This is a genomic window from Flavobacterium panici (assembly GCF_903819335.1).
Taxonomy (GTDB): domain Bacteria; phylum Bacteroidota; class Bacteroidia; order Flavobacteriales; family Flavobacteriaceae; genus Flavobacterium; species Flavobacterium panici.
This window is the reverse complement of sequence record NZ_CAIJDE010000023.1, coordinates 41544-58216: the sequence shown is the minus strand read 5'-3', so window position 1 is coordinate 58216 and position 16673 is coordinate 41544. Positions and strand designations below refer to the sequence as shown.

Genomic DNA, 16673 nt, shown 5'->3' with positions numbered 1-16673 from the left:
TTCGTCTATAATTAATTATTGTTTCTATTCTTATTTTTTAGCTAAAAGCACTTTCCAAGCCGATTCTATATCATCATTATTCAGATATTTTTTGGCTTCTAAGTGTACTTTTTCCTGATCATCTGAGCTTAAAACTCCTTTCACAGAAAAATTTTCCTTCACAAATATACTAACTTCTTCGCTTGTAGGCAAGGCTTCGATATTTCCTAATTTTCCGAGGTCATTCCCATTAAACACAGGACTTTCCTTGATAAAATTAGGTATTACGTCAACACCAACTCCTAAAGTTGTCAGCGGTTTTGGCACTTCAAAAAGTCCTTGATTCGATCTTGAATACCAATTTCCCCCAAGTCTTGAAACCAAATCTATTTTATGCTGATCGATTGCTCCGTTTTCATCTAAAATTGATTCGTGAATATGCATTTTTACTACTTCACATAAAATCAGGTTCCCTGCTCCTCCTTCTGTTCCTAACGGAATAATCTGCGTTATCTTGCATTCAAACTGAACCGGAGATTCTTTTACGCGGTATGGTTTTACCAAATCTGACGGAATCTGTGTTAAACCTGCTTTAATAAATTCGTTTACACCTTCTCCATATTCTGTACTTGCTAACGAAGTCTGCTGTACCAAATCGTAATTTACGACATTTATAACAACTTCCTTTGTTGCTTCGGCATTAATTAAAGTATGTTTTACTGTATTGTCGCGTACACGTCTTGAAGGCGAAAAAACCAGAATTGGCGGATTAGCACTAAAAACATTAAAGAAACTAAATGGCGACAAGTTTGGAATTCCTTTTTCGCTTATTGTACTTGCAAAAGCTATTGGTCTCGGCCCTACCGAACTTTGCAGATAGGCATGCAGCTGCGGCGTTGATATTTCTTTTGGATTGATACTAATCATAATTTTCTAGTTTAACCGAACCTCATTTCGGTTGTACAAAAGTAGAGAAATCGTTCAATTCATGGAAATAGTTTTAGAAGATAAAACCAAAAAAACTTTTAAAGCCCTGCAAAATATAAAATGTGTTAATTTCGTTATATTTATACCTCAAAAATTAATTTATGCGTTTTTCTGAAAGTAGAAATACAACTCGCTGGGTCATCATTATTATTTCCTTTTCAATCATTACTTTGATTCTTTGGAACACTTATACTTTTTTCCAAATTTTTAAAAATGAAGAACGTCTGAAAATGAACCTTTTTGCGAATGCGCAAATTACAATCGTTAATGCAGACGAAAATACCGATGTAGATCTTCCGCTTCAAATTTTCAGCAACAACACTTCAATTCCTGCTGTAGTAATGCTTTATGGTAATGTTGTAAGTTCTAAAAACGTTCCTGATGATATTCTTAATGACAAGAAAAAATTAAAAAATTTCCTGAAAAATTTAAAGAATGAAAATGAACCCATAACGTTTGAATATGCTCCGGGAAAATATCAACATTTGTATTATGGTAATTCAGAATTACTAAATAAACTAAAATATTATCCCATTGCCTTATTACTGATTATATTTTTATTTGTTGCTTTAATTTATAATTTTTACAAAAGCACCAAAATGGCGACACAGAACAAATTGTGGGCGGGAATGGCAAAAGAAACGGCACATCAAATTGGAACGCCGCTTTCCTCATTAATTGGATGGGTTGAAATTTTAAAAACCGAAGAAATTGATCAGTCTATAACATTAGAAATAGAAAAAGATATTGATCGATTACAAACTATTACGGATCGTTTTTCTAAAATTGGTTCTATTCCTGTTTTGGAACCGTATGATATTGTCAGCGAAACTTTAAATACTTATGAATATTTACAATCTCGTTTTTCTAAACAGGTTTCGTTCTCATATCATGCTCCTGAAAAACTTATTTTTGCTTTAATTAATCCAACACTTCACAGCTGGACAATTGAAAACCTGATCAAAAATGCGATTGACGCCATGAAAGGAAAAGGAACCCTGGAACTTTCAATTGAGCAGGATTCACATCATGTAAAAATACATGTGAAAGATTCTGGAAGCGGAATTCAAAAAAAACAATTCAAGACTATTTTTGAGCCTGGTTTCACAACAAAAAAACGCGGCTGGGGATTAGGCCTTTCTTTAACGAAAAGAATTGTCGAAGAATATCACAACGGAAGTATTAAGGTTTTGCATTCTGAAATTGGAAAAGGGACTACTTTTCAAATCAGTTATAAAATAGTTGAACCTCTTTAAAAAATAGAAATAAAAAAACACCAACTCATAATTTGAATTGGTGTTTTTTTTGCATTTACAAGACTTCGACTTCGCTCAGTCTGACAATTATTTTTAAAGATTTGCCTGAATATCTTTTGCTAAAGCTTCAAATTCATCTTTTGAAAGAGAAACTTTATTTTGAAAACGCATTTCATCCATATGGTTTAACGGAATCAAATGTACGTGTGCATGAGGAACTTCTAAACCTACAACTGCAATTCCGATTCTTTTGCAAGGAACCGTTTTTTCAAGTGCAGCCGCTACTTTTTTAGAAAATTTCATCAAACCTAAATACAGTTCGTCATCCATATCAAAAATCTTATCGATTTCTTGTTTTGGAATACAAAGTGTGTGTCCTTTAGCATTTGGATTTACATCTAAAAACGCTAAAAAATTATCATCTTCAGCAATTTTATATGCAGGAATTTCTCCGTTTACTATTTTTGTGAATATGCTGCTCATTGTTTTATTTTTAAAATCTTAATAGTGTGATTGCTTCGTTCCTCGCAATGACTTAGTCTCTTGAGATTTCCAAGATTTCAAATTTCAAAACACCATTTGGTACCGTAATTTCTGCTACTTCACCAACCGATTTTCCTAGTAAACCTTTTCCAATAGGAGAAGTTACAGAAATTTTTCCTGTTTTTAAATCTGCTTCACTTTCTGCAACAAGTGTATATTTCATTTCCATTCCGTTGCTTTGGTTTTTAATTTTCACATTAGAAAGTACCAAAACTTTCGAAACATCTAATTGTGATTCGTCAATCAATCTTGCGTTAGAATATACTTCTTCTAATTTAGCAATTCTCATTTCTAATAAACCCTGCGCCTCTTTTGCAGCATCATATTCGGCGTTTTCAGATAAATCGCCTTTGTCTCTTGCCTCTGCTATATCTTGAGATGCCTTAGGACGCATTACACTTTTTAAATGCTCTAATTCATCTTTCAATTTTTTTAATCCCTCTGCGGTATAATAAGATACTTTACTCATAACTTCATCGTTTACATAAATAGAAAAAATCCCATCGGGACGGGATTTTGTATTACAAATATACTATTATTTTTAATAGTACATAATTATATGTTAATCATATAAAAATCAAATCTAAATAAATTATTTTTGTTTAACTAATTCTTATTAAAATAATGAAAAAAATCTGGCTCTTACTTCTTTTCGTTTCTGTGCTTATCGCATGCAGCGACAGCGAACGCAGTAATAAAAATCCTTACATACCTAATTACAGCGTTAATTTGTCTGTAGACATGAACCTGCCGGCGTATTCAAATCTTAAATTTGTAAGTAACGGTGTTATTGTTCCTAATTACGGAGCAAAAGGAATTATTATTTTTAATGCAGGAAGTGGCTATAATGCATTTGATGCAGCGTGTCCCAATCAGGAATTAACTTCTTGCGCTGCAATGACAATTGATGGTATAAATGCAGTGTGTTCGTGTGATAAAACTTCTTACAGTTTGTTTACTGGACTTGGAGGAAAAGAATATCCGCTAAAACAATATAAAGTACAAGTAACCGGAACTGTGATTCACGTTTACAACTAGAAATAAAAAAGCCTGAAAATTTAATTTCAGGCTTTTTATTTTTTTAGAATTTCAATGTTAATCCGGCTAAGAAATTAATTCCTGCCTGCGGATAGTAATAGGGATAAATATCCCACATTGCTCCGTTTGAAACATATTTTTTGTCTAAAATATTATTTACCAAACCTGTTATTGTAATTGATTTAAAGATTGATTTTGGTTTTATTTCATAAGAAACATTCAAATCGTTTACAAAATAGTCAGCCAGTTTAGCTTCTGGCAATTCGATATTATTCATGTATTGTTCACCCACATATTTTTGCAATAAAGAAATATGCAAACTCTTGATTGGACTATACACAATTATATTTCCAGCAATAACTTCTGGAGAATAAGCAATTTTAGTTGTTCCATAATATTGTCCTTCAACCGCAAGATCAACATTTTTATTACTGCTAAGAGTGAAATTCGGCCTAAGAATAAATTTATCTGAAAGTGAAATTGTTGCATCAAATTCAAAACCTAAACGGTAGCTTTTTTCAGTATTAGCACGAATTGGCGCTCCAACATCATCTAATCTTCCAGTCAAAATCAATTGATCTTTGTAACCCATATAATAGAAATTAGAATTCAACTGGAATTTCTCTGAATTAAACCTCCATCCTAATTCAAAATCGTTTAGTTTTTCCGGTTTTACATTTCCGCCTTCGTAATCGGTTCTGTTTGGTTCACGATTCGCACGAGCGTATGAAAAATACAAAGTATTTTTTTGATTGATTTCGAAATTCAAACCAGCTTTTGGATTAAAGAAATTGAAAGTATCATCAACTAACCCAGTTTCAGGACTATCTGCTTTATATTCTACTCTTCTATACTGTAAATCACCATAAAAGCTTAATTTTTCTGTAAACTGATAATTTGCTTTTGCGAAGATATTTCCATCTGTTTTTGTAGAAAAATCATCGTAATAATGATCTCCTAATTCTGACTGTGAAGCGTTTCTTGCCCAGATTACTTTTCCGTAATGATCGCCTTCGTATTTGTTCCAGCCGCCGCCAAGAATAACATCTAGTTTTTCATCTTTATATTTTGCTGAAAATGTAGTTCCGTAAAAATCATTATCTAACCATTTTTGACGTACCAAATCTGTTATTGTAATAGCTCCAACAGGATTCAAATTATATTCAGCCATATCGGCATCTTCTTTATAATTTTCATAGTAGCCCTGCCCTTTTGTATAATGCAAAGCTAAATTAGTACTCCATTTATCAGAGAAAGATTCGCTCCAGTGTAACTGATAATGATCTTGTTTATAATTGTCAGTTTCATTGTCATAAAAACGCACATTCCCTGCTTCATCTGTATACATTCCCGCAGAGTTAAAAGTACGGTCTGAATTTAAAGTTGCAGCGTCAATTCCGTTCCAGGATTGGTACGTTTTTTCTGTTCCGCCAAAAACCAAAGCTTTGATTAAAGTTGTTTTTCCAACATAAGTTCCTTGCAGGAAATAAGATTTCAAGTCAGAACTCGCTCTGTCAACATAACCATCAGATTTAATTCTTGACAAACGTCCTGCCAATTCAAAATGATCATTTAGCAGACCTGTGCTGAATTTTACTGTTTCTTTTTGAGAATTAAAACTTCCAAATGAACCTGAGACTTCTCCAGTTGGTTTAGATGCGTAACGATCTGTCAGCATATTTAAACTTGCTCCAAAAGCTCCTGAACCATTTGTAGAAGTTCCTACTCCACGCTGTAATTGTAAGCTTTCTACAGAAGAAGCAAAATCGGGCATGTTTACCCAAAAAGTTCCCTGACTTTCTGCATCGTTGTACGGAATTCCGTTAATAGTCACGTTTACTCTTGTAGCATCGCTTCCGCGGACTCTGATTCCGGTATAACCAATTCCTCCTCCTGCATCTGAAGTTGTAACAACAGATGGAAGATAATTCATTAAAACAGGAATATCCTGTCCAAGATTTCTAAATTTAATTTCCTTTTTGTCCATATTACTAAACGTAACTGGAGTTTTAGTCGTAACACGAACTGCCGAAACCAAAACATTATCAAGCTGATTTACTTGAGTCGAGTCTTGTTCCTGTCCGAAAGTGAATAGAGAATAGAATAAAGAAAATAGAATAAAGAAAATAGATTTGGTTCTGGCTGCATTTTGAACCTTAGAACCTTTGTAGCTTTGTGCATTAGCACCTAAAAAAAAAGTTTTCATTCGTAAAGAATTACGAATAAAAGGGGGAATTATTCTTTTGTTAAATTAATAAATGTGTTTCACGACAAAACAAAGTATTTACACTGAAATTGTCGTTTTTTCCCTTAGCAACATTACTCGCTCAGGTTCTTTGGGTATGATCTCAGCTCGTTATTTAGAGCACCCCTTTGAGACAATGCAAATTTAGTGTTAAAATATTTAAAACTCCAAAAAAGAAATTCCAAATTCCAAAAAACTCACTTTTCAAGTTAGTGTCTTTGGAATTTGGACTCGAGCGATAGCGAACAGGCGAAGCAATTTAAAAAATTGGGATTTTACTCCAAGTTAGGTTTTCTCCTTGATTTTTTTATTTCAGAAACATTCTTTTTGTCTTTAATCCTTTTTTTGATTACCGATTTTGGAATCTTTGTCGCTTTTCGAATCTTCGGAACATATAATCCCTTTTTAATTATTTCCAAAAAACGTTTCGTAACAATATCTTTATTTTTAAGCTGACTTCTGTCTTCGTCGCAATTTAAAATTAAGATATTTTCGGTTGTTAAACGAGCAGCAATATTAGTTTGTAAAAGCAGTTTTTCATCTTCAGACAAAGCTTGTGAAGCATTTAAATCAAAAGACAAAACCACTTTTGATGAAACTTTATTTACATTTTGTCCGCCCGCGCCACTGCTTCTAACGGCTTTGAAACTTAACTCTGATATGATTTTATCGCTATCCATTATTGTGGCTGATGGGCCGGTTTTAGTAAATCATTTACGGTTTTCACCGGATTAAAAGTAATTAACGGAACTGCCACAAAAACAGTTAACCAATTTGCCATTGATCCATTCCATAATCCCGGAAGTTCATAGCTTTTTACCGGTTTTCCTTCAACACTTTTCTCAACGATAAATCCTGATTTTTGATCTACAAATTGTTTCAGGTCAAATTTTTCGCCTTTATAATTCTTAATTCCACAAACTAAATCAACTGGATTAAAATGTGTGGCTTCTTCTAAAATTTCAAGTTGTTTTTTATTCGCTAGATCAACCTGTGATGTTTCTACAATTTGCAGAGAAGTTTCTCCTTTTTCATTCATTACCCAAAACGGCCCGCCGCCCGGTTCTCCTTCATTTTTTACCATCCCGCAAACTCTGATAGGTCTGTCTAATAAATCTTTAATTTTAGCAATTTTATTTTCAAAAGTAAATTTATTAAAATCTTTAGTCATTTTAATGTTTAGCTTTTGCACTAAAAAATCTACAATTTCCTGAATATTATTTTCATATATTTCATTCTTTTCAATGGCACTTAAATAACCAAATACTTTTTGTTGTACGGCAATTAAAATACCTCCTAAAGCTTTTTTGTACAATGTAATTTGATCAATATGATTTTGAATTACATTATCGATATTTTTAATAAAAATGATATCTGAATCCAGATTATTTAAATTCTCAATTAAAGCACCGTGTCCGCCTGGTCTAAAAACTAGATTGCCATCTGCACTTCTAACAATTTTGTTTTTTGCATCAACATTAATAGAATCTGTGCTTTTATTTTGATACGAATAATTTATATTAATTTTTGTTCCTGAAGGTTTTTCTATTTTCTCTCTAACCTCATCAACTGCTTTTTCAAACAAATCCTGATGAATTTCTGAAACTGTGAAATGTAAATTTGAAACACTTTTTGATGTAGCATAATGCACACATTCATTTAAATGTTCTTCAATTGGGTTTGCAATGTGCGTTTTATATAAATGAAATGGCAAAACTGCTTTTGGCTTGTTTGCTGAATTATAATAATCCGGAGACAAGAGCAATTTTATAAAATAATAATTTTTATAATCTCTTTCTAAATTTTCAAAATCAGGATAAATTTCTTTTAGCTTTTGATGAACTTCTTCAAAAAAAGGAAACTTATCCATCCCGATAATAAAAATGGCAAGTTCTTTATCTTTTTTTCGATTTAGATAAGCGTTTATAGTTTCTTTTTCGATATCAAAATCATTTAAAAACGCACTTAAAAACTTAAACATTCTTGTTGCCGCGCCAGAAGCAGGAACGAATTTTTTAATTTTTAGTTTTTCTTTCTGATGATCAAAAAAAGAAGCTTTTTCTTCAAAATCAGTTTCAGACAAACTTAAGATTCCGTTGTTTATGGTTGCCGGACTAATCAGATTGCTTTTTGCTATTCCTTTCTTAAATATTTTTAATTGCTTTAAGATATTTTCGAAAGGGATTCCGTGATTATAAATTTCAACAAAATCTTGAGATGAAAGTCCTTTTTCTTTAAAATTATTTAAAGCATCCACAATAGCGGTTGCTTTTGCTAAACGGCTTTCTTTATCGCCTGAAAGTGTTATAAAAGGTTTTTTAGTATCTATTAAAGTTTGTTTAAAGACAGAGAATACTGTTTCTCTTCCTTCCGGAGTATCTCTAATATCATCTTTCTCCCAAGGAACATCAATATCCGTCAGGAAAAATAAATCGTAATCATGTTCAAGTGCAGCTTCATTTAAAAGAGGGTCGCAAAAACCATAATATACTTCCGAAAAAACTTTGGTAACCATTAAATTGGTATCGCAAAACAAATATTTATTTGCTGCAGCAAGTTTTTCATTTTCTAGTGCAGTCTGCCCGTAAGCAATAGGCATCATATCATCAGCAGTACAAATATGCTGATTTTCTTCCCATTTTTCCTGCAGGTAATCACGTGCAAATTCCGGAACCCATTCGGTTTCATAATAATCTGCAAGCTGTTTTGCTAAAGTTGTTTTACCTGTACTTTCAGGGCCAAATAAAGCAATTTTTATTATTGTTGTTTTTTGCTGTCTAAGATCTTTTTCCATTCTAAATAAGCTGAAATAGCCAAAATTGTAAAAATTAAATATTGAAGTGACAGCATCCCTAAGCCGCGATAAGCATAAAGAGGTACTACAATAATATCACCGATAATCCACAATGTCCAGTTTTCGATTTTTTTCTTTGCCATATACCACATTCCTGCAAAAAAGATTCCAGACGATATCATATCGACATAATTGTCATTGTGTATTTCGTAATTGAAATATTTATAAATCCCGAAAACTACGAAAATGGTCACGAAAAACAACAAAACCCCGATTATTTTTTCATTAAAATTTGTTCTTGTAATTGGCAGGTTATCTTCAACCGTTCCGCCTTTTGCCCAAACATACCAGCCATAAATGCTCATAATCGAGAAATAGGCGTTGATAATCATGTCGCCAATATAACCGGCAACATATAAAAGATATACTGAAATTACAGTGGCAATTAATCCTGTTGGATAAACCCAGATATTTTCTTTTTTAGCAAACCAAACACTTAAAATTCCAAAAACAAAGACCAAAAACTCTAAAGCGATATGCCATAAAGGAGTATTTTTATAACTATTAAGAAAAAAGTCAATCATTTTTGCGGTATTTGTGGCTGTTAAATTTTATTTATAAATCAAAAAAATGACTGTCGTTTTCAAAAGCAGTTCCAATAACTACTAAATCTGCACCGGCATTATATGCCTTTTTAATTCCGTGCAAATCTACAATTCCTCCTCCAACAATTACAGGAATTTCTATGTTTTGAGCAATTAATGAGATCATTTCCAGCGGTACCGCTTTTTTTGCGCCACTTCCTGCTTCTAAATAAATTAATTTATTTCCTAGCATTTCACCTGCCTGAGCTGTTGCTAAAGCCAAATCAAAATTTTCTCGGTTAAGCGGTTCTGTTTTACTAACGCGGGCAACTGCCGTTTCATTACCGCTTTCGATTAAAATATATCCCGTTGAAATAACTTCAAGCTTTGTTCTTTTGAGAATTGGTGCTGCCTGAACCTGATATTCTATTAAATAATCGGGATTTCGGCCAGATAATAACGACAGGAATAAAATAGCATCGGCTTGCGGGGAAATCTGCGACGGATCGCCCGGGAAAATTATAACAGGCAGATTTGTTTTTTGTTTTAACTGTGTAATTAAATCTTCTAAAATGGTACTTTGAACAATACTTCCGCCCACAAAAATATGTGTTGCAGGTGATTGGTTTATTTTAAGTAATAAATGATCTAAATTTTCCCAAACAATTTTATCAGGATCTAAAAGAATAGCCAATAGTTTTTGCCCGTTTTTCTTAGCATCCAAAATTTGTTGGTGAATCGTGCGTATTTTTTGCTCCATAACGGCAGTAAAAGTAAAAAGTTTTTAACGTAGAAGAACTATTTTGAATGAATTATATTTGTAAACTCTCTGTTAACACCCAAAGAAAACAAATATGATTGCGACTGAATTATTAGAAAAATATGGCGCCTTGAAAAAGTCTTTTGAAAAAAGTGAAATCATTTTTGAAGAAGGAAATCTGCCAACGCATTATTATCAGATAATTTCGGGCGAAATTAAAATGAGTAATTACAATGATGACGGACGCGAATTTATTCAGGGCATCTTTTATAAAGGTCAATCTTTTGGAGAACCTCCTTTATTTTTAAACCAAAAATATCCTGCCAATTCTATTGCGGTTGAAGACAGTGAGATTCTACTGCTTCCTAAATCAACTTTTTTGAAACTGCTGGAAGAAAATCCTGCAATAAGCATTAAAATAATCGAAAATCTCGCACAGCGTTTGTATTATAAATCGGTTATGGCTGCCGAAATTTCTACACACGAACCAGAACATAGAGTATTGAAATTAATTGATCACGGAATTGCTTATTTCAATTTTAAAAAAGATGTAAACGGTTATTTAATCAATTTTACCAGACAGCAAATTGGCGACTTAACCGGTTTACGCGTTGAAACCGTTATTCGAGCTATTAAAGCTTTGGAAAAAAAAGGTGAATTAAAGATTATTAACCGAAAAGTATACCGATAAAATAATTCTTGTTTTATGATTTTAATCATAAAACGCAACAGTAGAGTGCATGTACCTTTGTAGTGTAAAAATCTCAATATCATGACACTATATCAAACAACATTCGAAAATTTCAATAAAAATTATATTGGTTCTGCAACAATGGCTGTAATTGGCCAAAGCTGTTTAGGTGCGGCTGCAGCAATGTATATTCTTTCTCACGGAACTTCTATTGGTCAAATGATCCAATTAGCAATTATTGTATTGGCTTGTATCTTTGTAAACACTTCAATTTTGGCACAAATGAAACATAGGGTTGTTTTTAACCTTTTAATTTTGAGTACATTTCTAAGCATATTATTTATTCTTTTAAATACCTTTATTCTGTGAAAAAGCAAATTGAAAATAGAGCCGATATTTCTTTCTTAGTAAATCAGTTCTATGCTAAAATAAGAGCCGACAAAGAGATCGGCTTTTATTTTAATACGATGATTCAGGATTGGGATATGCATCTGGAAAAACTGACTGATTTTTGGGAAACTAATTTGTTTGCCGTAAGAAAATATAAAGGGAACCCGCATGCTGTTCACAATGAAGTGGATGCACATTTTGATGGCAAAATTACGGCTAATGAATTCGGAATCTGGCTTAATCACTGGGCTCAGACATTAGACGAGCATTTTGAAGGCGAAAATGTAGAAACACTAAAAAGACGCGCCCGCAAAATGAGCACTTTTTTATATGTGAGTATGTTTGAGCATCGAAAAAAAGAAAGTGAAGTTTAAAAACTGAACTTACATTCTACAGTAAGAAACTTTATAAATTATAAATTTCTTTTACAAGTAATTTTGATTTTTCAATAATATAAAATGAATCTTCATCTAATATGTCTTTAGGATTTAAAACGTTGTCGTTTTCGAAAATAAACTTTTTAACAACCTGATTTATAGGCTTCAACTTTCGATTATATTCAGTTTTCATCAATTCTGAATATATTAACTCTCCATCTTTATAGTATAGATTTAAGTGTTCGATCCCCTTTGGTGTAGTTTCGCTGTATTTAATTCTTAATGGCTTTTTCTTTTCTTCATCATTAAAAAAATACGCTTCCCATCCATAATTTTTATTTGGTCCATGCGAATATTTAACTATCCCTTCAATTATTCCTTCGGTTTTTTGCTTCCCAATACTGTCAATAAATCTAACTTGATAAGTAATTTCATCAGCTTTAGCTTCAAATCCTGATTTATTTTTTTGTCCATAAATCAATTGAAATGATTGTAAAAGCCAAATTATCACAAATAGTTTTTTCATTTTTCAGACCATTAATGTTAAAACTATTTCTCAAAAGCATAAACCAAAGTAAAATTTCCTTCAAAATTATCTGATTTGATTTCTTCGTAATGCACATCAAAATCTTTTATTAAATCATCAAAATGAAGGCTTGCTTCTGTATGTGGTTTATCTAAAGAAAAATCTCCAACTTTGATATGATCTTTAAAACTAATTCCTTTTTCGTTTCTAATCTTAAAGATTGCTTCTTTTGCACCCCAGATTACGGTAAGTTTTTTAACGTATTCGCCTAAAACATTTGGATTTAAGTACTCAAATTCAGTGTCAACAAATTTATCAGCAATGCGGAGGATTTTTTCACGCTGCAATTCCATATCAATTCCTACGGTTTCATGGCTTATAATTATGGCCGCAAAATGATACGAATGTGTAATTGAAATATAATTATGACAATCAAAATAAGGTTTGCCGAATTCGTCATAATGCAAATCTTTATCTGTAAAGCCCATTTCCTGAATCAGCATGCGAACACTTAAAAAAGCGCGCTGATGCATTTGCGATTTCATTCCGTCCAGTCTCTTTTGTGTTTTTTCTTTCAACACAACTTTGCTCAATAACTCTTCTAAGGATTCGGTTATTTCCCAAATTAAGATTTTAGTCGTTTCATTAAATTGTATGGTTTGAAATAAAGGCATTCGTGTTTTTCGTTACGGTTATTATTTTTAACCATATAAGTCATGTAAGAAAATATAACTTTTGGGTCAAAAAATGTATTAAGTAAATATAAGCAATTCGCAGCAAAGGTAATAGTTTCAGAATCTTTTTTAAATGAACTTACATTACTTATATGGTTAAAAACGATTCATAAACTAACATTCTAGAGATTAAGATTTTAAAGATTTCACAAATCTTACAGAAAGTAGTAAAAATAAAAAGGTATTCCGTAAATTTGCAAAAATTTTACAATTATACAAATATACTATAAATGAGTACTACAACTACGCCTTTTGTGGCTTTCAAAGTAAAAGACATTTCTCTAGCGGCTTGGGGAAGAAAAGAAATTGAATTGGCTGAGGCTGAAATGCCAGGTTTAATGGCGCTTCGTGCAGAATACAAAGACGAACAACCTCTTAAAGGTGCTCGTATTGCTGGATGTTTACACATGACGATTCAAACTGCAGTTTTGATCGAAACTTTAATTGCTCTTGGTGCAGAAGTTACTTGGTCTTCTTGTAACATTTTCTCTACTCAGGATCAGGCTGCTGCTGCTATTGCTGCTGCGGGAATTCAGGTTTATGCTTGGAAAGGTCTTGACGAAGAGTCATTTGACTGGTGTATTGAGCAAACTTTATTCTTTGGTGAAGACAGAAAACCATTGAACATGATTCTTGATGACGGTGGAGATTTAACTAATATGGTTATTGACCGTTTCCCGGAATTAGTTCCTGGAATTAAAGGTCTTTCTGAAGAAACTACAACTGGTGTACACAGACTTTACGAAAGAGTAAAAGCTGGAACTTTACCAATGCCTGCAATCAACATTAACGACTCTGTTACTAAATCTAAATTTGATAACAAATACGGATGTAAAGAATCTGCTGTGGATGCTGTACGTCGTGCAACTGACTTAATGTTAGCTGGAAAAAGAGTAATCGTTTGTGGATACGGAGACGTTGGAAAAGGAACTGCTGCTTCTTTTAGAGGTGCAGGATCTATTGTAACTGTTACTGAAATCGACCCAATTTGTGCTTTACAAGCTGCAATGGACGGTTATGAAGTTAAAAAATTAAATACTGTAATTGCTAATGCTGATATCATCATTACAACTACAGGAAATAAAGATATCGTTCTTGGAGAGCACTTCGAGCAAATGAAAGATAAAACTGTTGTTTGTAACATTGGTCACTTCGATAACGAAATTGATATGGCTTGGTTAAACAAAAACCACGGTGCATCAAAAATCGAAATTAAGCCTCAGGTTGACAAATACAACATCAACGGAAAAGATATCATTATCTTGGCTGAAGGTCGTTTAGTAAACCTTGGTTGTGCTACAGGTCACCCAAGTTTTGTAATGAGTAACTCATTTACAAACCAGACTTTGGCTCAAATCGAATTATGGAACAACAGCGCAGCTTACAAAAATGAAGTTTATATGTTACCAAAACATTTAGATGAAAAAGTTGCTGCTTTACACTTAGCTAAATTAGGCGTTGAACTAGAAGTTTTACGTGACGATCAGGCTGCTTATATTGGTGTTCCAGTTGAAGGTCCATTCAAACCAGAATACTACAGATACTAAGAAATTTTAGATTTACGATTGTAGATCTTAGATTTTTAATTCATATTCCCAACCCGACAGATTTTTAAAATCTGTCGGGTTTCATTTTTTAATCTAAAATCAGAAATCTACAATCTAAAATTTATATTTTGGCATACTGTGGTTTCAAAATATAAGTATATTTTTGAAACCCAAAACCAAATTATGAGAACACTTCTACTTGCCTTACCAATCATACTATTGCCCCTTTTTGCATCCGCACAAAATTTTGATCCTTCAAAATATGGACCTCAAAAACAAGACTTATTATTTCCTGGAGCGAATCAGAATCCAAAACTTCCACAACTGGAAACCGTGAAACCTCTTTCTAGAAATGATGTAGAAAAAACAAAAGCAAAATTAGCAAGAGAAGAGCAAAAACTAATCAAGCTTGCAGAAAAAACATGGCAAATAGAACTCGACCTAAGGGCAAAACGGGAAAGTTTAAAAAACCTTGAAAATACTTCGAAGAACAATAATGATCCTGATTATCAAAAAAATATTGAAAAACTAAAAAAGGAAATCGCTATATCTCAAAATAAACTAGATGACGCGAAAAGTAAGCAGGATTTTAGAGCTGAAAAAGTACTTGAATTAGAAATAATGCTGGAAGAATCCAAATTTACGAGAAAGGGTTCTTAAAAATATTTCAAACCCGATAGGTTTTAAAAACCTGTCGGGTTTTCTGTTTTTAATCTAAAATTTTAAGTTTAAATTTGAAATTAAAGAACTCTCCAAAATAAAATTCTTTAAAATTATGATCGAAAAAGTTTTATGTGACATACATGGTTCAAAAGAAATGTCTTTCACGTGTATTCACATTGCAATGGCAATTGATTCAAAAGAAAAATTAGGTTTCTTCTATTCAGAAGCTGAAGAAGATCTTCCACAAATTGCATGGTGCAAAGAATGCGAACAATATCTTTTAGATAATGACGAAGAATGGACAGAAGTTTTTCAAACTAAAGCCGATTTTAAAATGTTGTGTATTGATTGCTTTGATGAAGCAAAAAACAAGGAATTAGAAATTCACTTACGATAAATAAATTCATGAAAAAAATTATTATCCTACATATATTCCTAATCCTAAGTTTTTCAGCATTCGCTCAAAATAATGATATCTGGTTTTCATTTCCCAATAAAGACACAACGCTTATCGGATTTAAAGATAAAAATGGCATTGTCAAAATACCACCAAAATTTACTACTGGTTTTACAACTGCCCGTAAATTTGAAAATATTATTGCCGCTAGTGAAGAAAAAGATGGGAAATGGAAAAGCTATTATTTAACCAAAACAGGAAAAATAGTTGGTCGTGACAGTTTATATAGTTTTGACAATGGTCCCGATTGTGAAAATGAAGGTTTAATAAGATTTACAGATCGCAAAACAGATAAAATGGGAATGTTTAATGGCAACGGAAAAATTGTAATTCCTGCAGAATACAGTAATATAACCAAAGCCATAAATGGAATGTTCATAGGATTAAAAGACGCGAAGAAAGTAATTGATGGCGAACATTTTTTCTGGACTGGCGGAAAAGAATTCTTAATAGATACAAGCAATAAAATCTTAATCGAAAATTTTGCTTACAATGATGATTTAAACTTTTATTCTGTAGAAAAATCAAAAGATCCAAGCAAAGACCCAATAAGAGAAAATTTCCTTGGGGTTGACCGACAATATTATTCGTTTGTAAATTTTGATAAAGAATTTAAATATTGGCTCCAGAATACATTACTTTCTGATTTATCCAAAAGCAATTTAGAAAAACATTCTTTTGATAAAATCTCGTATTGGAAAGAACCAGATGGCTGGATAAACTTATCAAAAACTAAATTCATCAATCAAAATTATATCTATTTAAAATCTAAACTTCAGGAACTCAAAAATCCAAAAACAGATTACTTTGTTTCTACTGACGGATTAAATCAGTTTATTTTTGAATCAAGCGAATACGAAATATATTTCAACAATTGTAATGAATCAAAAGATTGGATATATCCAGTTAAAAACATTGTGATCAATCCAAAAAATAAACTTGAACACGGACAAGATCATTTTGAATTTTTAAGAACTGAAAACGGATATAAATTGATAAGTGTTTCTACCAAAAAAGAAGAATTAAAGTAAATTGATCTAATACTCAGACATTTATTTTTAATTAAAAATCTTAAAACTTTTAATAATCACTAACTTATTAA

The 16673-nt window shown here is 32.2% G+C and carries 19 protein-coding genes; 9 read left to right on the top strand and 10 right to left on the bottom strand.

From position 1 onward, the window contains the following. Positions 1–30: 30 nt before the first annotated feature. Positions 31–906, bottom strand: a complete 876-nt coding sequence (locus FLAPXU55_RS01965) for a flavin reductase family protein (RefSeq protein ID WP_180856354.1) — start codon at positions 904–906, stop codon at positions 31–33. Positions 907–1067: 161 nt separating this feature from the next. On the opposite strand from FLAPXU55_RS01965, the gene FLAPXU55_RS01960 reads away from it, so the two are divergent. Then, positions 1068–2222, top strand: coding sequence for a sensor histidine kinase (locus FLAPXU55_RS01960; RefSeq protein ID WP_180856353.1), 1155 nt, complete (start codon positions 1068–1070; stop codon positions 2220–2222). 93 nt (positions 2223–2315) lie between these two features. Here the strand turns inward: FLAPXU55_RS01960 and FLAPXU55_RS01955 are convergent, their stop codons facing one another. Beyond that, a complete protein-coding gene (locus tag FLAPXU55_RS01955) occupies positions 2316–2705 on the bottom strand; it encodes an HIT family protein (protein WP_180856352.1) in 390 nt (129 codons plus the stop codon). A 52-nt stretch (positions 2706–2757) separates the two neighbouring features. After that, the gene (gene greA / locus FLAPXU55_RS01950) at positions 2758–3234 is read right to left on the bottom strand and encodes a transcription elongation factor GreA (RefSeq protein ID WP_053472608.1); all 477 of its coding nucleotides are present in this window, start codon (positions 3232–3234) and stop codon (positions 2758–2760) included. A 155-nt stretch (positions 3235–3389) separates the two neighbouring features. Here greA and FLAPXU55_RS01945 point away from each other — a divergent pair, with 155 nt between their 5' ends. Continuing rightward, positions 3390–3803 carry a Rieske (2Fe-2S) protein gene (locus FLAPXU55_RS01945; RefSeq protein WP_053472607.1) on the top strand — a complete coding sequence of 138 codons (414 nt, stop codon included), beginning with the start codon at positions 3390–3392 and terminating at the stop codon, positions 3801–3803. 43 nt (positions 3804–3846) lie between these two features. Here the strand turns inward: FLAPXU55_RS01945 and FLAPXU55_RS01940 are convergent, their stop codons facing one another. The 5 genes from FLAPXU55_RS01940 to FLAPXU55_RS01920 all read right to left on the bottom strand — a co-directional run bounded on the left by FLAPXU55_RS01940 (position 3847) and on the right by FLAPXU55_RS01920 (position 10186). Continuing rightward, the gene (locus tag FLAPXU55_RS01940) at positions 3847–6009 is read right to left on the bottom strand and encodes a TonB-dependent receptor (RefSeq protein WP_180856351.1); all 2163 of its coding nucleotides are present in this window, start codon (positions 6007–6009) and stop codon (positions 3847–3849) included. A 314-nt stretch (positions 6010–6323) separates the two neighbouring features. Further along, a complete protein-coding gene (gene arfB, locus FLAPXU55_RS01935) occupies positions 6324–6728 on the bottom strand; it encodes an alternative ribosome rescue aminoacyl-tRNA hydrolase ArfB (protein ID WP_180856350.1) in 405 nt (134 codons plus the stop codon). Next, positions 6728–8842, bottom strand: a complete 2115-nt coding sequence (locus FLAPXU55_RS01930) for a DUF4301 family protein (RefSeq protein ID WP_180856349.1) — start codon at positions 8840–8842, stop codon at positions 6728–6730. Before FLAPXU55_RS01930 ends, arfB begins: the two co-directional genes overlap by 1 nt. Beyond that, on the bottom strand, positions 8806–9426 hold the full coding sequence (gene pnuC / locus FLAPXU55_RS01925) for a nicotinamide riboside transporter PnuC (protein WP_180856348.1): 621 nt from the start codon (positions 9424–9426) through the stop codon (positions 8806–8808). Before pnuC ends, FLAPXU55_RS01930 begins: the two co-directional genes overlap by 37 nt. 31 nt (positions 9427–9457) lie before the next feature. Then, positions 9458–10186, bottom strand: coding sequence for a phosphoglycerol geranylgeranyltransferase (locus tag FLAPXU55_RS01920; RefSeq protein ID WP_053472602.1), 729 nt, complete (start codon positions 10184–10186; stop codon positions 9458–9460). 94 nt (positions 10187–10280) lie between these two features. Here FLAPXU55_RS01920 and FLAPXU55_RS01915 point away from each other — a divergent pair, with 94 nt between their 5' ends. The 3 genes from FLAPXU55_RS01915 (at position 10281) to FLAPXU55_RS01905 (ending at position 11641) form a co-directional block, all read left to right on the top strand. Then, entirely contained in the window at positions 10281–10877 is a 597-nt protein-coding gene (locus FLAPXU55_RS01915) for a Crp/Fnr family transcriptional regulator (protein WP_180856347.1), read from the top strand. A gap of 81 nt (positions 10878–10958) precedes the next feature. Next, positions 10959–11246 carry a hypothetical protein gene (locus FLAPXU55_RS01910; protein WP_180856346.1) on the top strand — a complete coding sequence of 96 codons (288 nt, stop codon included), beginning with the start codon at positions 10959–10961 and terminating at the stop codon, positions 11244–11246. Next, positions 11243–11641, top strand: coding sequence for a group III truncated hemoglobin (locus FLAPXU55_RS01905; RefSeq protein ID WP_180856345.1), 399 nt, complete (start codon positions 11243–11245; stop codon positions 11639–11641). Before FLAPXU55_RS01910 ends, FLAPXU55_RS01905 begins: the two co-directional genes overlap by 4 nt. A gap of 31 nt (positions 11642–11672) precedes the next feature. On the opposite strand, the gene FLAPXU55_RS01900 is transcribed toward FLAPXU55_RS01905, so the two are convergent. Both FLAPXU55_RS01900 and FLAPXU55_RS01895 read right to left on the bottom strand, forming a co-directional pair. Next, positions 11673–12170, bottom strand: coding sequence for a hypothetical protein (locus FLAPXU55_RS01900; RefSeq protein WP_180856344.1), 498 nt, complete (start codon positions 12168–12170; stop codon positions 11673–11675). A 23-nt stretch (positions 12171–12193) separates the two neighbouring features. Continuing rightward, entirely contained in the window at positions 12194–12844 is a 651-nt protein-coding gene (locus FLAPXU55_RS01895) for a 4'-phosphopantetheinyl transferase family protein (RefSeq protein WP_180856343.1), read from the bottom strand. Positions 12845–13134: 290 nt separating this feature from the next. On the opposite strand from FLAPXU55_RS01895, the gene ahcY reads away from it, so the two are divergent. The 4 genes from ahcY (at position 13135) to FLAPXU55_RS01875 (ending at position 16602) form a co-directional block, all read left to right on the top strand. Continuing rightward, positions 13135–14451, top strand: coding sequence for an adenosylhomocysteinase (gene ahcY, locus FLAPXU55_RS01890; protein WP_053472596.1), 1317 nt, complete (start codon positions 13135–13137; stop codon positions 14449–14451). 138 nt (positions 14452–14589) lie between these two features. Further along, positions 14590–15111 (top strand): hypothetical protein, encoded by a 522-nt coding sequence (locus FLAPXU55_RS01885; protein ID WP_180856342.1) that lies wholly within the window; start codon positions 14590–14592, stop codon positions 15109–15111. A 115-nt stretch (positions 15112–15226) separates the two neighbouring features. Next, the gene (locus FLAPXU55_RS01880) at positions 15227–15511 is read left to right on the top strand and encodes a hypothetical protein (protein WP_180856341.1); all 285 of its coding nucleotides are present in this window, start codon (positions 15227–15229) and stop codon (positions 15509–15511) included. An 8-nt stretch (positions 15512–15519) separates the two neighbouring features. Then, positions 15520–16602 carry a hypothetical protein gene (locus FLAPXU55_RS01875; protein ID WP_180856340.1) on the top strand — a complete coding sequence of 361 codons (1083 nt, stop codon included), beginning with the start codon at positions 15520–15522 and terminating at the stop codon, positions 16600–16602. The last annotated feature ends 71 nt before the right edge of the window (positions 16603–16673 follow it).

Coding starts and splice junctions, on each gene's coding strand:
- FLAPXU55_RS01920 (WP_053472602.1), bottom strand. CDS start 10,186: ATGGAGCAAAAAATACGCACGATTCACCAACAAATTTTGGATGCTAAG.
- FLAPXU55_RS01895 (WP_180856343.1), bottom strand. CDS start 12,844: ATGCCTTTATTTCAAACCATACAATTTAATGAAACGACTAAAATCTTA.
- FLAPXU55_RS01965 (WP_180856354.1), bottom strand. CDS start 906: ATGATTAGTATCAATCCAAAAGAAATATCAACGCCGCAGCTGCATGCC.
- FLAPXU55_RS01875 (WP_180856340.1), top strand. CDS start 15,520: ATGAAAAAAATTATTATCCTACATATATTCCTAATCCTAAGTTTTTCA.
- FLAPXU55_RS01880 (WP_180856341.1), top strand. CDS start 15,227: ATGATCGAAAAAGTTTTATGTGACATACATGGTTCAAAAGAAATGTCT.
- pnuC (WP_180856348.1), bottom strand. CDS start 9,426: ATGATTGACTTTTTTCTTAATAGTTATAAAAATACTCCTTTATGGCAT.
- FLAPXU55_RS01960 (WP_180856353.1), top strand. CDS start 1,068: ATGCGTTTTTCTGAAAGTAGAAATACAACTCGCTGGGTCATCATTATT.
- FLAPXU55_RS01945 (WP_053472607.1), top strand. CDS start 3,390: ATGAAAAAAATCTGGCTCTTACTTCTTTTCGTTTCTGTGCTTATCGCA.
- FLAPXU55_RS01910 (WP_180856346.1), top strand. CDS start 10,959: ATGACACTATATCAAACAACATTCGAAAATTTCAATAAAAATTATATT.
- FLAPXU55_RS01930 (WP_180856349.1), bottom strand. CDS start 8,842: ATGGAAAAAGATCTTAGACAGCAAAAAACAACAATAATAAAAATTGCT.
- FLAPXU55_RS01940 (WP_180856351.1), bottom strand. CDS start 6,009: ATGAAAACTTTTTTTTTAGGTGCTAATGCACAAAGCTACAAAGGTTCT.
- greA (WP_053472608.1), bottom strand. CDS start 3,234: ATGAGTAAAGTATCTTATTATACCGCAGAGGGATTAAAAAAATTGAAA.
- FLAPXU55_RS01915 (WP_180856347.1), top strand. CDS start 10,281: ATGATTGCGACTGAATTATTAGAAAAATATGGCGCCTTGAAAAAGTCT.
- ahcY (WP_053472596.1), top strand. CDS start 13,135: ATGAGTACTACAACTACGCCTTTTGTGGCTTTCAAAGTAAAAGACATT.
- FLAPXU55_RS01955 (WP_180856352.1), bottom strand. CDS start 2,705: ATGAGCAGCATATTCACAAAAATAGTAAACGGAGAAATTCCTGCATAT.
- FLAPXU55_RS01900 (WP_180856344.1), bottom strand. CDS start 12,170: ATGAAAAAACTATTTGTGATAATTTGGCTTTTACAATCATTTCAATTG.
- arfB (WP_180856350.1), bottom strand. CDS start 6,728: ATGGATAGCGATAAAATCATATCAGAGTTAAGTTTCAAAGCCGTTAGA.